This is a genomic window from Burkholderia metallica (genome assembly GCF_001718555.1).
Classification (GTDB): domain Bacteria; phylum Pseudomonadota; class Gammaproteobacteria; order Burkholderiales; family Burkholderiaceae; genus Burkholderia; species Burkholderia metallica.
This window is the reverse complement of the sequence record NZ_CP013403.1, coordinates 957582-972688: the sequence shown is the minus strand read 5'-3', so window position 1 is coordinate 972688 and position 15107 is coordinate 957582. Positions and strand designations below refer to the sequence as shown.

At 64.8% G+C, this 15107-nt stretch carries 10 protein-coding genes and 1 tRNA gene; 4 read left to right on the top strand and 7 right to left on the bottom strand.

What is annotated here, in order from left to right:
* Positions 1-405: 405 nt before the first annotated feature.
* On the top strand, positions 406-1257 hold the full coding sequence (locus tag WJ16_RS24085; protein WP_069259559.1) for a hypothetical protein: 852 nt from the start codon (positions 406-408) through the stop codon (positions 1255-1257).
* A gap of 971 nt (positions 1258-2228) precedes the next feature.
* Here the strand turns inward: WJ16_RS24085 and WJ16_RS24080 are convergent.
* The 7 genes from WJ16_RS24080 to fdnG all read right to left on the bottom strand — a co-directional run bounded on the left by WJ16_RS24080 (position 2229) and on the right by fdnG (position 11454).
* Positions 2229-2324 (bottom strand) — tRNA-Sec (locus WJ16_RS24080).
* Between the two features lie 32 nt (positions 2325-2356).
* Entirely contained in the window at positions 2357-4282 is a 1926-nt protein-coding gene (selB, locus tag WJ16_RS24075; protein WP_069259558.1) for a selenocysteine-specific translation elongation factor, read from the bottom strand.
* Entirely contained in the window at positions 4279-5718 is a 1440-nt protein-coding gene (gene selA / locus WJ16_RS24070; RefSeq protein ID WP_069259557.1) for an L-seryl-tRNA(Sec) selenium transferase, read from the bottom strand. The genes selB and selA overlap by 4 nt, the downstream gene beginning before the upstream one ends.
* 72 nt (positions 5719-5790) lie before the next feature.
* Entirely contained in the window at positions 5791-6726 is a 936-nt protein-coding gene (gene fdhE, locus WJ16_RS24065) for a formate dehydrogenase accessory protein FdhE (RefSeq protein ID WP_208607023.1), read from the bottom strand.
* A gap of 108 nt (positions 6727-6834) precedes the next feature.
* Positions 6835-7461, bottom strand: coding sequence for a formate dehydrogenase subunit gamma (locus tag WJ16_RS24060; protein WP_069259555.1), 627 nt, complete (start codon positions 7459-7461; stop codon positions 6835-6837).
* Positions 7458-8372, bottom strand: coding sequence for a formate dehydrogenase subunit beta (fdxH, locus tag WJ16_RS24055; RefSeq protein WP_069259554.1), 915 nt, complete (start codon positions 8370-8372; stop codon positions 7458-7460). The genes WJ16_RS24060 and fdxH overlap by 4 nt, the downstream gene beginning before the upstream one ends.
* Before the next feature lie 10 nt (positions 8373-8382).
* The gene (gene fdnG / locus WJ16_RS24050) at positions 8383-11454 is read right to left on the bottom strand and encodes a formate dehydrogenase-N subunit alpha (protein WP_107313295.1); all 3072 of its coding nucleotides are present in this window, start codon (positions 11452-11454) and stop codon (positions 8383-8385) included.
* Positions 11455-11596: 142 nt separating this feature from the next.
* Here fdnG and WJ16_RS24040 point away from each other — a divergent pair, with 142 nt between their 5' ends.
* The 3 genes from WJ16_RS24040 to WJ16_RS24030 all read left to right on the top strand — a co-directional run bounded on the left by WJ16_RS24040 (position 11597) and on the right by WJ16_RS24030 (position 14974).
* On the top strand, positions 11597-12529 hold the full coding sequence (locus WJ16_RS24040; RefSeq protein WP_069261112.1) for a YihY/virulence factor BrkB family protein: 933 nt from the start codon (positions 11597-11599) through the stop codon (positions 12527-12529).
* A gap of 404 nt (positions 12530-12933) precedes the next feature.
* Positions 12934-14094, top strand: a complete 1161-nt coding sequence (locus WJ16_RS24035; RefSeq protein WP_069259552.1) for a porin — start codon at positions 12934-12936, stop codon at positions 14092-14094.
* Positions 14095-14500: 406 nt separating this feature from the next.
* Positions 14501-14974: a VOC family protein gene (locus WJ16_RS24030; RefSeq protein ID WP_069259551.1), complete on the top strand. Its 474-nt coding sequence runs from the start codon at positions 14501-14503 to the stop codon at positions 14972-14974.
* Positions 14975-15107: the final 133 nt, after the last annotated feature.

Genomic DNA, 15107 nt, shown 5'->3' with positions numbered 1-15107 from the left:
TGCCACTACCGCTTCCAGCAGACACAAAATCGTCCGGATATTTTTGAAATTAGAAATTTCATAACCGATAATTTAATTTCACAATCAGGCTATATTACACAAAACATCTTGACCATCGCTCAAACGATACCCATACTGGCGCCGCTCAAGTGCATTTCCTCGAGCGTGAGTCACCGCAATATTGATTTAATAGATAACACACAGCATTCAAACGATGCTTTATTTGAAACAATTATAAAAACGAAACAACAAACGATCAAGACAAGCAAATTGTCACGCTGAATTTTCACCGAAATGAAACACCGGGGCAGATAGTTTCCATACCACCCCATAGGCATCCGCTTTGTTTTTTAAGTAACGTTTCTAATCAGAATTCATAGCAATCCAAAGACCAAGGATCATGAAATGATTGGCAAATCGAAACTCGACCGCTTCCACGCTGGCCGCTCCGTCAGAAAAAATCCGCACGGCGCGCTCCTGCTCTGCAGCCTGCTGCTCGCCTCCACGCCAGGCTTCGCCGGCATCAATCAAGGAACGTACTTCCCGCCGACAAACCCTACGGGGAATGTGATAAATATTGACTACGACTTTCCAGCGAGCCGCCCCGCAAGATATTTCGACAAGCTGGAGACGAGCTTCACCTTCAACAAACTGAATTCCAACCCGATCGGCACACGATTTGTCGCGACTCAATTCTGGCTGGATCCGACAAACGGAGCCGGTGGCGGAGATACGATATACATCGGCATCAACCCGACCGTGCAATCTTACGGCTACGGCGGCCAGGCGCATTTCTCGTATTTCGGTAAAAATGCGGGCCAACTCTACAACAGCAATTGTGCCAAAGGCGCCGATGGCGGAAGCGGCATTACCTGCGCGCTCAATCTGCCGACGACACAAGGATATACCTATCACCTCACGGCAACCCTGATCGAAAGCACTGCTCAGCATGCAGTCCTGTCCGGCACCGTCGACGTACTCGATGGCGCCGGCGATCCGGTCCAGACTGTCGAGATCGGGAAATTCGAGATTCTGCGCGGCAACATGGCATTGAGTTATCCGGGGAGCTGGGTAGAAGGAAGTTCCGATCCTTGTACCTCCCTGGTAAAAACCGGCATTACCTTCAGCCCTCTGCTCGTCACCTATTTCAACACGGGCGGAAAAGATAAATATACGTCGCCGATCAACACCGTCTCGTCGAATAAATGCGGCGTGAATGCGACGCCTGTCGGCGTGAGAATGGACTACGGGCGTTGACATCGCTCACGCGCGCCAAGCCGGATGAGCCACGCCGGCTTGGTGAAGACTTGCAAGCTTGACAGAAGCAGGCTCGAATACGACCTGGCCGCCCGGATGGTCATTCGAACGCAGGCGAAGGCACGTTACATCGACCGGAGCGGCGTGAAATGGTGCAGATCGGCCGGGCGTGCGCACCGGCCAAGCCGCGCGGCACGCCGCGGTGCGTTTTATCCCTGGATGCGAATGAGCGAAATTCGGAGGGCTGTCCCGACGGGATTGGATCTTCGCCGGGAAGCATCACGAACGGGCGCGCGAAACTCCGTCAGCATACCCGAACGACTTGAAGCCCGTGCGGTGGAAGGCAGTCGACTACAACTACCACTCGCACGGCAGCTTGCGAATCCAATACTGCATCGCCAAAGCCTCTTCGTCCGGGATTGAAAACGTAGACGCCGCTCGACCGGAATCGCTCACAGGATGAAAAATACGGCGACAGCGACGCATATCGAGATGATCAGCAGACCCATGCATTGATTTCCGTAAAGTCAGACAGCATCGCCTACATTCATCGAACCGACAATCGGCCCAGTCCGAGCTGCAGCGCCACACGCACAAAATGCGCCCCGCCCGAATCCGATCAGCCGGATTTCTTACCCCGCCGAATACCGCAACCGACGTCGTGCCGCCTAGATGACGTCTGTGGGCGCGCGCCGTGGGCATTCATGCAATCCGCTGCTTCGGTCTTGACTATCGAGCAATCGCCAACGAGGCGCGTCGCGATGTCGGCGTCCGCGTCGATTGAATTTTGAGTCGATGGCTCAAATTTCGGTCGACGTCCGTTCCTCCGGGAAGATCAGACTCGCCTCTACGTGCGCAACCGCCGCGGCGACAAGGTGAAGCCGACAAAACGATAGCTTTGCGGAAAAGGGAGAAATTTGCGGAAATGAATCGCGCACATTTAGGCGAAGTGCGATTCTCCGAAACCATTGTGGCGGAAGGCAGCAGGAGTCGAACCTACCCAGGAGCGTCTAACGCCCCTAACCGGATTTGAAGCCCGGCCGTACCACCGGATACGAATGCCTTCCGTGGGGAAAAGAATCAAAAGACCAACGAGTGCCTACGCCTGAATACCCGCCCAACCGCTGTCAGGCCGCAGGAAGTGAAGATCGCGGTGGAAGCGAGTATACCCAACCCGGTCGAAGAACTCGAGAATCTGGATCGCGCGCTTGCGGCCGAGCCCCGTCGCGTCGCGGAACGTCGCCGCGTCGAGCCCGCCGCCGAGCGACGGCGCGAGATGCGCGACCAGTGCAGCAAGCTCACGCACGACGTCCGCGTGATAGAACAGGTCGCGCACCACTTGGTGCACGTCGCCGCGCCGCGCGAGCTTGCGCAGCAAGGTCCGCACCGCGTCCTCGGCCGCCCCCGTATCGCGCGCCAGGTCGCGCACCCACGGCGGATCGAAGCGCCCCGCATGCAGCCGCGGCAGCAGCTGCTGCGCCAGCGCTTCCTCGCGCGGCTCGAGGCTCACCGCATGCGACGGCAAATGCAGCCACGGCCCGCTGCGCGCCGCTTCGCCGCTCGCCACCAGCGCGTCGACGAGCGCACGCCACAGCGCATCGCCGGCGAGCGGCGCAGCCATCCGCCGCAAGCGCGCGGCGTCGAGCCCCTGCTCGTCCGGCATGCGTTCGTGATACGCACGCAACGTATCGATCGCGCGCGTCTGCATCGCACGCCAGTGCGCATGCGCAATCACCGCGCCGTCGTTCGACGCGGCATCGCGCTGCCCGATCGCCAGCGCATCGTCCGGCAACGCGAGCGCGTTCGGCGCGAAACCCGTCAGATGCGTGAGCATCGCGCGCGGGATACCGAGCGGCGCCTGCGCGAGCAATGCATCGACGCGTCCTTCGTCGAGCCATTCGGCCAGCGCGTCGAGCCACGCGCGACGCTGCGGCGTGCGACGCTTGCGTGCGGGCCCGAACGGATCGAGCACGCGACCGCCGCCGACCGTGCGCGTCGCCTGCGGATTGCGGACGATGAAGCGGTCGCCCGGCAGCGCGAACACCGGCTCGTCGAAGACCAGTTGCACGCGCATCCGCTGGCCGGCCGCGAGCGTATCGCCGTCGAGCAGCGCGACGTGCGCGACCCGATGCAGCGTGCCGAGATGCACGTGCAGCGGCGCCCAGTGCGTGAGGGTGAGCCCCGCGTCCGCGAGCAGCGTCAGTTCGACGTCGAGACGCGGCGACGTCGCGACGAGCCGCGCATCGGCGACCGTATCGCCGCGCTCCACCTCGGCCTTGTCGACGCCCGCCAGATTCAGTGCGCAACGCTCGCCCGCACGGCCGGCCTCGACCGGCCGGTTCTGCGCATGGATGCTGCGCACGCGCGCCGCGCCGCCCGTGCGCACGATCGCGAGCGTGTCGCCGGTCGCGACGCGGCCCGCGAACGCGGTACCCGTCACGACGGTGCCCTGCCCCGCGAGCGTGAACACGCGATCGACCGCGAGCCGGAACAGGCCGTCGTCGCGCCGCGCGCGCCATGCGATTGCAGCGTCCGTCAGGTAGCGCTTCAACTCGGCGACGCCGACATCGCCCGAAGCCGTCGCACGCGTTTCGAAGATCGGCACGCCGGCCAGCGTCGAGTCGCGCAGCCACGCGGCAATCTCGTCGCGCACGTCGGCCACGCGCGCGGCATCGACGCGATCGCACTTCGTCAGCGCGACCGCGCCATGCGTGACGCCGAGCAGTTGCAGGATCGCGAGATGCTCGCGCGTCTGCGGCATCACACCGTCGTCGGCCGCGATCACGAGCAGCGCGAAGTCGATCCCGCATGCGCCGGCCGCCATCGTATGAATCAGCTTCTCGTGGCCCGGCACGTCGATCAGGCCGAGCACGTCGCCGTTGTCGAGCGGCGTATACGCATAGCCGAGCTCGATCGAGATGCCGCGCGCCTTCTCTTCCTTCAGGCGATCGGTATCGACGCCCGTCAGCGCACGCACGAGCGTCGTCTTGCCGTGGTCGATGTGTCCGGCGGTACCGACGATCATGCAGCGGGCCCCGCGAACGCCCCGCACTGCGCGATGAACGCCGCCTCGTCGGCGGCTTCGAGGCAGCGCAGGTCGAGCCGCAGCGCATTGTCGGCCACGCGGCCGATCACCGGGCGCGGCCATTCGCGCAGCCGTTTCTCGAGCTGCGCCAGCGCGCGGCCGGCGCGCTTGCCGTCCGCCGTGCGCACGACGAGCCCGGCGCTCGGCAACTGGTCGACCGGCAGCGCGCCGCTGCCGATCTGGCTGAACATCGGCTCTACCGTCACGTCGAAACCGCTGCCGAGCGCGGCCTGCAGCGCCGGACGCACACGTTCGGCGGCCTCGGCGATCTCGTGTTGCGCGCGCGTGAGCAGGCGCAGCGTCGTGAGCCGGTCACGCAGGAATTCGGGGGACTGGTAGAGACGCAGCACGGGTTCGAGCGCCGCGAGCGTCAGCTTGCCGACGCGCAGCGCACGCTTGAGCGGATGTTTCCTGATCTTCGCGACGAGCGCGCGATCGCCGACGATCAGGCCGGCCTGCGGGCCGCCGAGCAGCTTGTCGCCGCTGAACGTGACAACGTTTGCACCGGCGGCCACGGTTTCCTGCACGGTGGTTTCGTGCGGCAGCCCCCATTGCGTCAGGTCGGCGAGCGTGCCGCTGCCGAGATCGACGGCAACCGGCAGCCCGTGCTCGCGCGCGAGCGGCGCGAGTTCGGCGAGCGTCGCCTCCTTCGTGAAGCCGCTGATCGCGTAGTTGCTGCAGTGCACCTTCATCAGCAGCGCGGTGCGCGGGCCGATGGCATCCGCGTAGTCGCGCAGATGCGTGCGGTTGGTCGTGCCGACTTCACGCAGCCGGGCGCCCGCGCGGCTCATGATGTCGGGAATGCGGAATGCGCCGCCGATTTCGACCAGCTCGCCGCGCGACACGACGACTTCCCGCTTCGTCGCGAGCGCCGACAGCGTCAGCAGCACGGCCGCCGCATTGTTGTTCACGACGGTCGCGGCTTCCGCGCCGGTCAGTTCGCACAGCAGATCGTCGATCAGGTCGTCGCGATCGCCGCGGCGGCCCGTGGCGAGGTCGAATTCGAGGTTGACGGGGCGCGTGAGCGCGTCGACCACGGCCCGCACCGCATCGTCGGGCAACAGCGCGCGCCCGAGGTTCGTGTGCAGCACGGTGCCGGTCAGGTTGAACACGGCGCGCACGGCGCCCGTGCTCTGCGCGGCCAGCGTACGCGCGACGGCCGCGGCGATGCGCGGCTCGTCGAGCGGTTCGGCCCCCGCCGGGTCGTGCTGCGCGGCGGTACGCCAGCGATCGAGCTCGGCGCGCACGGCGTTCAGCACGCGTGTGCGGCCGTAGTCGGCAAGCAGCGGCTGCAGCGGCGCCGACGACAGCACGCGCTCGACCGACGGCACGCGCGCCAGCACGGCATTCAATTCATTCAAACCGGGTTCGGTCACGTCGAGGTGGCTCCAGTCTCATGCTTCACAGTGGGCCGGCCCCGCGCTTGCGCGCCGCCCCGGCCCCTGCCGTCAATCCGCTTCGCGCGCAACGTCCGGCCACAACAGCGGGTTCGGCGAACTGCGCTGATAGCCGGCCTCGTTCATCAGCAGGTCGAGCGTGAGACTCGCGAGATCGTCCGCCAGCGGCTCGAACTCGTAGTCCTTGTCCTGATAGCCGATCTTGCGATAGGTCTTGCACTCGTCGCACGATTCGGCCTTGACGGCTTCGCTGCCGCCCTCGATCCCGTGATACGCGATGCCCTTCGTCGAATCGCAGTGCGAGCACTTCGTGCGCACCATGTGCCATTCGGTCGTGCACAGCCCGCATTGCAGGAAACGGTAGCCCTGGTACTGGCCGCCGACGCGCACGACGCTCGCGACCGGATGCGACCCGCATACGGGGCACAGCCCCGGCTGGTCGAGATACGGGACGTCGGCCGGCGCAACGCGGCTCGCGAGATCCGTCCAGACGACCTGCAGCGCGGCCATCAGGAACGGCGCGGTGGCCGGATCGACTTCGGCGAAGCGCAGCGCGAGGATCGCGTCGGCCTGCGCATCGAGTTCGACAGGCGCCATCAGGCGCAGCCGGTCGAGCAGCTTCGCGAGCTGCGGGTTCACGAGCCCGGCGCCTTCGACGCGGTCGAGCAGCTCGTACAGCACGGCGCGCCAGCGCGCATCGCGCTCGCCGTCGAGCGCCGGCACGAGCGGCATCGAATGCTGCTGCGCCCGCGCGATCGCGTCCTTCGACGGCAGCGGCAGTTCGAGCGTCTGCAGCGTCGCGTGCTGCGCATCGGCGACGGTGGCCATCAGCCGCAGGTAGCCGCTGATCGGGTTCAGGTCGGCCAGCTTGCGCAGCCGCGCGGCGCGCGCCGCGAACGCGGTGGCGCGCTCCGGCAGGCGAAAGCGCGGAATGGCCGAATGATCGAGTGCCGAGATCTCGGTCGGTTCGAGAATACGTTGTGTCACGAGAATGTCTTCCAAATAAACAAGCGCCGACGAGTCGGCGCTTTCAGGCGGTTCCGACGGCTGACGGGCCGGCCCGCCGCGATCGGCGAGCCGGCCCGCTCCGGTGCGTCATTTCACGCTTTCACGGAACCACTTCGGGTGATGCTTGCGAGCCCAGCCCAGCGTGACGGTGCCGCGCACCATCGCACCGATCGAGCCCTTCACCCACAACGCCGCATAAATGTGCACGATGATGCTCGCGATCAGCACGAAGGCCGCCACGGCATGCACGACAGCGGCCGCGCGGATCACCCCGATCGGGAAGTAGAACGAGAAGTAGCGCCGCCAGATCACGACTCCCGACAGCAGGAGCAGCAGCAGGCACGCCACCAACGTAAAGAATAGCAGCTTCTGTCCGGCGTTATAGCGCCCGACCGGCGGCAGCTTGTCTTCCTGATTGGTCAGCACGTCGTCGATCTGCCTGAGCCACTGGCGATCGTCCGCGTCGAGCATGTTGTGGTGCCAGAAGCGCACCACCAGGATCGCGAACGACACAAACATCACGAGGCCGACGAACGGGTGCAGGATCCGCGTCCACTGGCCGCCGCCGAACAGCGCGGTCAGCCAGAACATCGACGGATGGAACAGCGCGAGCCCGGACAGCGCGAGCAGCACGAACGTGATCGCGGTGATCCAGTGATTCGTGCGCTCGTTCGGCGTGTAGCGGACGATCAGGTTGGGGTCGTCGTGCTTCATTTCGCGTCCTCCTTGATGCGTCGCGCCTCGGCGCGCGCGGCGGCTTCCTCTTCGTCACTCACCTCGTTCGGACCGACGCGGACGTAGTGGAAGAACCCGGCGAGCGCCGTGAGCGCGAGGCCGGCGACCGCGAGCGGCTTCGCGATGCCCTTCCACAGCTTCACCATCGGGCTGATCGACGGGTTGTCGGGCAGCCCGTGGTACAGCGACGGCTTGTCCGCGTGGTGCAGCACGTACATCACGTGCGTGCCGCCCACCCCTTGCGGGTCGTACAGCCCCGCATGCTCGAAGCCGCGCTCCTTCAGGTCCTCGATCCGCTCGGCCGCGTGCTGCTTCATGTCCTCCTTGGTGCCGAACACGATCGCGCCCGTCGGGCAGGTCTTCACGCAGGCCGGTTCCTGGCCGACCGCGACGCGGTCGGAACAGAGCGTGCACTTGTACGCGCGATGATCCTTCTTCGAGATCCGCGGCACGTTGAACGGGCAGCCGGTCACGCAATAGCCGCAGCCGATGCAGTTCTCCTCGTGGAAATCGACGATCCCGTTGTTGTACTGCACGATCGCGCCCGGCGACGGACACGCCTTCAGGCAGCCCGGATCCTCGCAGTGCATGCAGCCGTCCTTGCGGATCAGCCACTCGAGGTCGCCCGCCGGGTTCTCGTATTCGGAGAACCGCATGACCGTCCACGAATGCTCGGTCAGGTCGGCCGGGTTGTCGTACACGCCGACGTTGGTACCGACTTCGTCGCGCAGGTCGTTCCACTCCATGCATGCCGTCTGGCATGCCTTGCAGCCGATGCACTTCGATACGTCGATCAGCTTCGCGACGCTCCCGGTCACCGGTTCGCGCACCGTGGGCGGTGGCGTCGTGGTGGCCGAGACGCGCTTGATATCCAGCGATTGCAATGCCATCTCTTTCCCCTTACGCCTTTTCGACCTTCACCAGAAACGACTTGAATTCCGGTGTATAGGAGTTGCCGTCGCCCACGGACGGAGTCAGGGTATTGGCGAGATAGCCGGGCTTCGTCAGACCCTTGAAGCCCCAGTGCAACGGGACGCCGACCGTCTGGACCTTCTTGCCGTCGACCGTCAGCGGCTTGATCCGCTTCGTGACGAGGGCGACCGCGACGATGTAGCCGCGCTTGGACGACACCTTCACGCGCTCGCCGTGCGCGACGCCGACTTCCTTCGCGAGATCTTCGCCGATCTCGACGAATTGCTCGGGCTGGATGATCGAGTTCAGCCGCGCATGCTTGGTCCAGTAGTGGAAGTGCTCGGTCAGCCGGTACGTCGTCGCCACGTGCGGGAAGTCCGCCACCTTGCCGAACGACGCGCGGTCGTCCGGGAACACGCGGGCAGCCGGGTTGTTCAGCGCCTGCGGGTTGTTCGGGTGCAGCGGGTTCGCGTCGAGCGGCGTCTCGAACGGCTCGTAGTGCTCGGGGAACGGACCTTCGTTCATCCCCGCGCGCGCGAAGAAGCGTGCGACACCTTCGGGATTCATGATGAACGGCCCCATCCCGTTTTCGGGCGATTCGTCCACCTTGAAGTCCGGCACGTCGGCGCCCTTCCACGCGCTGCCGTTCCAGCCGATCAGCTTGCGGGTCGGGTCGAACGGCTTGCCGGCGACGTCGCACGACGCGCGGTTGTACAGGATCCGCCGGTTCGCCGGCCACGCCCACGCCCAGTTCAGCGTCTGGCCGATGCCGGTCGGGTCGGAGTTGTCGCGCCGCCCCATCTGGTTGCCGGCCTGCGTCCATGCGCCGCAGAAGATCCAGCAGCCGCTCGCGGTCGTGCCGTCGTCCTTCAGCTGCGCGAACCCGGCGAGCTGCTCGCCCTTCTTCACGAGCGTCTTGGTCGGGTCTTTCGGATCGGGCAGATCGGCGAGCGCCTTCCCGTTGAACTCCATCGCGAGCTCTTCGGGCGTCGGGCTTTCCGGGTTCGCGTACGGCCAGGTCAGGTTGACGATCGGGTCGGGATACTTGCCGCCGTCCGTCTGGTACATCTTGCGCATGCGCAGGAACAGCCCGGACATGATCTCGAGGTCGCTCCGTGCTTCGCCCGGCGGCTCCGCGCCCTTCCAGTGCCACTGCAGCACGCGGCTCGAACTCACGAGCGAGCCGTTTTCCTCCGCGAAGCAGGTGGTCGGCAGACGGAACACCTCGGTCTGGATCTTCGACGCATCGACGTCGTTGTAGTCGCCGTGATGCTTCCAGAACTCGGACGTCTCGGTCGCGAGCGGATCCATGATCACGAGCCACTTCAGCTTCGCGAGGCCGGCCGCCGTCTTCACCTTCGACGGCGCCGCCGCGAGCGGGTTGAAGCCCTGGCAGATGTAGCCGTTCATCTTGCCGGCGTTCATCAGCTCGATCGCCTGCATCAGGTCGTACTGCTTGTCCAGCTTCGGCAGGTAGTCGTAAGCCCAGTTGTTCTCGGCGGTCGCCGCATCGCCCCACCACGACTTCATGAAGCTGACGTGGAACGCCTTGTAGTTCTTCCAGTAGCTCAGCTGGTTCGGCCGCAGCGGCAGTTGCACGCGCTTCTTCAGGTAGCCGTCGAAATCCTGCTCGGCCTGCATCGGCAGCGTCATGTAGCCCGGCAGCAGGTTCGACATCAGCCCGAGGTCGGTCAGCCCCTGGATGTTCGAGTGGCCGCGCAGCGCGTTCATCCCGCCGCCGGCGATGCCGATGTTGCCGAGCAGCAGCTGCACCATCGCGCCGGTGCGGATGATCTGCGCGCCGATCGAGTGGTGGGTCCAGCCGAGCGCGTACAGCACCGTGCCGGCGCGGCCGGGAACCGCGGTGGTCGCGAGCATCTCGCACACCTTCAGGAATTTCTCCTTCGGCGTACCGCAGACCTGCTGGACCATGTCCGGCGTATAGCGCGCGTAGTGCTGCTTCAGCAGGTTGTACACGCAGCGCGGATGCTGCAGCGTCGGGTCGACCTTCACGAAGCCGTCGTCGCCGCGCTCGTAGTCCCAGCTCGACTTGTCCGGGTACGCGTGCTTCTCGGCGTCATATCCGGAATAGATGCCGTCGTTGAACGCGAAATCCTCGCGCACGATGAACGAGAAGTCCGTGTAGTTCTTCACGTACTCGTGCTGGATCTTGTCGTTCGTCAGCAGATAGTTGATGACGCCGCCCAGGAAGACGATGTCGGTGCCGGTGCGGATCGGCGCGTAGTAATCGGCCACCGAGGCCGTACGCGTGAAGCGCGGGTCGACGACGATCAGCCGCGCCTTGCGGTGCGCCTTCGCCTCCGTCACCCACTTGAAACCGCACGGATGGGCCTCGGCTGCATTGCCGCCCATCACGAGAATCACGTCCGCGTTCTTGATGTCGACCCAATGGTTCGTCATCGCTCCACGGCCAAACGTCGGGGCAAGACCTGCCACCGTCGGGCCATGTCAGACACGCGCCTGATTGTCGAATGCGAGCATCCCGAGGCTGCGGACCGTCTTGTGCGTCAGGTAGCCCACTTCGTTGCTGCCGGCCGACGCGGCCAGCATGCCGGTGGTCAGCCAGCGGTTGACCTTCGCCCCGTCTTCCGCCGTCTCGACGAAGTTCGCGTCGCGGTCGGCCTTCATCAGCTTCGCGATGCGGTCGAGCGCGTCATTCCACGAGATCGGCTCCCACTTGTCCGAGCCGGGCGCCCGATACTCGGGGTGCGTGAGGCGGTTCGGGCTGTGGATGAAGTCGATCAGGCTCGCGCCCTTCGGGCACAGCGTGCCGCGATTGACGGGGTGGTCGGGATCGCCTTCGATATGGATGATGCTCGGCTGCGCGTTCTTCGCGCCGTCTCCGAGGCTGTACATCAGGATGCCGCAACCCACTGAACAGTAAGGACAGGTGTTGCGCGTTTCGACGGTGCGCGCCAGCTTGTACTGTCGGACTTCGGCGAGCGCTTCGGACGGCGAGAAGCCCATCAGGGCTAGACTCGATCCGGCAAGCGACGTAGCCGTCACCTTCAGGAACTGGCGCCGGGACATTTGTAGCATGGCTGGTCTCGGCGTTATTGTGGGGGTGGGGAAACTGAAAGGAATTATAGACAGTTCGCGCAACTATGTTCGAATCCTCGGATCAATACCGAATTGTATGATTACCAACGATGATCCGCGTTCCGCGCGCACCCGAACCGTCATGAAACGACCGATCACTTCCGAAGCCAGCCGTCTCGCCCAGCGACAGGCCAACTGGGCCCTCACCGCGTTCAAGCGCTTTTCGGCCGACCGCTGCTCCGCGATGGCCGCGGGCATCGCATTTTTCTCCGCGTTCTCGCTCGCGCCGATGCTCGTGATGGTGATCGCGGTGGCCGGCTGGTTCTACGGCGACGATGCCGCGCGCGGCCAGGTGTTCGAACAGGCGCACCAGTTGATCGGCGACGATGCGGCGGCCAGCATCCAGACGATCGTGCAGAACGCGCACCGCGCGGGCGAGCGCGGCGGGCTCGCCACCCTGATCTCGTTCGCCGCGCTCGCGATCGGCGCGTCGGCCACGTTCGCGTCGCTCAGCGCCGCGCTCAGCGTGATCTGGCCGGCCACCGAAAACCGCTGGTCGAGCATGCTCGGGCTCGTGCGCGTGCGGCTGATCTCGTTCGGGCTCGTGCTCGGCGTCGCGTTCCTGCTGATCGTGTCGCTCGTGCTCGACACCGCGATCACGTTCGTCGGCACGTGGCTGCTGGGCAATTCGCCGTATGTGGTCGTCACGAACCTCGTGCAGTTCTTCGTCGGCATCGCGGTGCTCGCGGGCGCGTTCGCGTCGCTGATGAAGTTTCTGCCCGATGCGCGCGTCGCATGGCGCGACGCCGCGATCGGCGGCGTCGTGTCCGCGATCCTGTTCTCCGGCGGCAAGAAGCTGTTCGCGCTGTACCTCGCGCATGCGGGCACGGCCAGTGCGTTCGGCGCGGCGGGATCGTTCGCGGTCCTGCTGATGTGGCTGTACTTCTCCGCGATCGTGTTGTTACTCGGCGCGGAATTCGCGGCGGCCCGGGGCAACGCGCATCGGCCCGCCGGTGCCGCGCAGGCGGCGCCCGTTCGAGCCGACGGGCTCGACGTTCGCAACGGCGACGATTGATTCGCTTCGCTCCCGACACTGCTGGGCACCCCTGCACAACCCGTCCACCGCTTGCAACCACGCGACCCGCCGCGCAATCGCGCGGCGTTGACACGCTCTTTACCTGCGTGCGTAATCGTCGCTGCAACCGCAAACGTTTGCATGCGCCTTTTTCCGTGCGGCAACGGGCCAAAACAGGCTGCCCGCCGCGATGCGCACCGTCCGTTGAAACAATCGCACCGCAACAATTGTCAACTATTTCAAAAATGGGAATAGTCGTTGATGTGCTTGATATATATGGACTTTTTCCCGCTGTTACCTTTTCGAGACACTTTATTTTTTAAGCTTTCTTGCGTGTATGGCACTGAGCTATTCTCCAATCCGCAACAAATAACGATGAATCACTTGCGTGGAGAAACTCAACGATGAAGAAACTTGCTCTCTCGACCCTCTCGCTCGCCCTGCTGGGTGCCGCTGGTGCCGCTCAGGCTCAGTCGAGCGTGACGCTCTACGGCGTGATCGACACGTCGATCACGTACGTTCACGGCAACGCCGGTCAAGGTAACAATTCGTGGTCGATGGGTAGCGGCAACCTGCAAGGCAGCCGCTTCGGCCTGAAGGGTTCCGAAGACCTCGGTGGCGGCCTGAAGGCGATCTTCCAGTTGGAAAACGGCTTCAACTCGGCATCGGGCGCACTGGGCCAGGGTGGCCGCATGTTCGGTCGCCAGGCTTTCGTCGGCCTGGAAAGCAGCCAGTTCGGTACGGTAACGCTGGGTCGTCAGTATGACCCGCTCGTCGACCTGGTTCAGGCAGTGACGGCCGACAACTACTTCGGCAGCGTGTTCGCCACGCCGGGTGACGTCGACAACAACGACAACAGCCTGCGCGTCAGCAACGCGATCAAGTACACGTCGCCGGTGTTCGGCGGCCTGCAGTTCGAAGGCATGTACGCGCTCGGCGGCGTCGCCGGCTCGACCGGCAAGGGCCAGACGTGGGCCGCAGCCGCAGCGTACAACAACGGCCCGCTCGGCGTGGCTGCAGGTTACTTCCACGCAAACAACGCATCGGCGCTCACCGCTGGCAAGCGCAGCGGCTGGACCGGTACGTCGGACGCAATCTTCGACGGCGACTCGGGCACGACCTTCATCAACAACGCGTTCACGTCGTCGACGTCGATCGGCATCGCGCAAGTGGCCGCCCAGTACGCATTCGGTCCGGTGACGGTCGGTGCGGGCTACAGCAACGCCCAGTACAAGGCTGACGGCGCGTCGACGTTCGGCACGAACCAGAAGTACAACACGGGTCGCGGTTTCGTCACGTACCAGGCATCGGCACCGCTGCTGCTGGGCCTCGGCTACATCTACACGAAGGGTAGCGGCGACAACAACGCCAAGTACCATCAGGTTTCGCTCGGCGCGGACTACTCGCTGTCGAAGCGCACCGACGTGTACCTGGTCGGCGCATACCAGCATGCAAGCGGCCACAACGCCGACGGCAGCGATGCTCAGGCATCGGTTGGCTCGTACGGCATCGCCGGCAAGAGCTCGCAGGAAATCGTCGCGCTCGGCCTGCGCCACAAGTTCTAAAAACGAAGTATCCGGTGTGCATGGCGTCTCCGACGCCCTGCCGCCGACCTGGAAAGCCAGTCACCGGTTTCGGCCGTGGCTGGCTTTTTTTCGTCCGTCGCCGGCAGCCAGCCCGGCACCCTCTGCACGGGCCGCCGCGCAAAAAACGGTCCCGATGTACCTCGGCCGACCGGCAGCGGCACCTGGCGCCCGCAACGCGTGCGCAGCCGCCTTTCCGGATGTCCGCGCAGGTCGCCATTTCTTCTCGCGACGACTACCATCCGCACTGTCGGCACCCACTGGTTCATCCGGTGTGACGATTGTTTGCTCCGCATGTCGATTTCGGCGAGCGTCGTCCGTCGTATCGATGGCGGCACATGGTTCGCCCCAGTCCCATACAGACAGAGAGACAGACAGGAGCTTCGTCATGACGATTCAAAAGATCACGCCTTTCCTGTGGTATTCGACGGAAGCCGAAGAAGCCGCGGCCTTCTATGCGGGCATCTTTCCGGATTCGCGCGTCGTGCGCGTCACGGCGGTGCCCGGCGCCGAAGGCACGCGGATGGTCGAGTTCGAGCTGTTCGGGCAACCGTTCTTCGCGATGAGCCACTCGCGCACCGAGACGTTCAATCACGCGATCTCGCTGCTGGTCAGTTGCGCCGATCAGGCGGAACTCGACCGCTACTGGGATGCGCTGATCGGCAACGGCGGCACCGCCGACGCGTGCGGCTGGCTGCGGGACCGCTACGGCGTCTCGTGGCAGATCGTTCCGGAGACGTTGATCCCGATGGTGTCCGACCGCGATACGGTCAAGGCCACGCGCGTGGCCGCCGCGATGATGCAGATGATCAAGCTCGACGACGCCGCGCTGAAAGCCGCCTACGCCGGCACGGCGAGCTGACGCAGCACGCCGCACCGCGCATGCGCGAAGGCGCGCCGGGCCGCTGACGGATGTCGGGCGTGCGGCTCCGACGGCATGCGCGTGCGGTTGCCGTGCGAAGGCCCCAACGATCCCGATCGGTGCCGGCCCGCAC

Coding starts and splice junctions, on each gene's coding strand:
- WJ16_RS24040 (WP_069261112.1), top strand. CDS start 11,597: ATGAAACGACCGATCACTTCCGAAGCCAGCCGTCTCGCCCAGCGACAG.
- WJ16_RS24060 (WP_069259555.1), bottom strand. CDS start 7,461: ATGAAGCACGACGACCCCAACCTGATCGTCCGCTACACGCCGAACGAG.
- fdxH (WP_069259554.1), bottom strand. CDS start 8,372: ATGGCATTGCAATCGCTGGATATCAAGCGCGTCTCGGCCACCACGACG.
- selB (WP_069259558.1), bottom strand. CDS start 4,282: ATGATCGTCGGTACCGCCGGACACATCGACCACGGCAAGACGACGCTC.
- WJ16_RS24035 (WP_069259552.1), top strand. CDS start 12,934: ATGAAGAAACTTGCTCTCTCGACCCTCTCGCTCGCCCTGCTGGGTGCC.
- WJ16_RS24030 (WP_069259551.1), top strand. CDS start 14,501: ATGACGATTCAAAAGATCACGCCTTTCCTGTGGTATTCGACGGAAGCC.
- WJ16_RS24085 (WP_069259559.1), top strand. CDS start 406: ATGATTGGCAAATCGAAACTCGACCGCTTCCACGCTGGCCGCTCCGTC.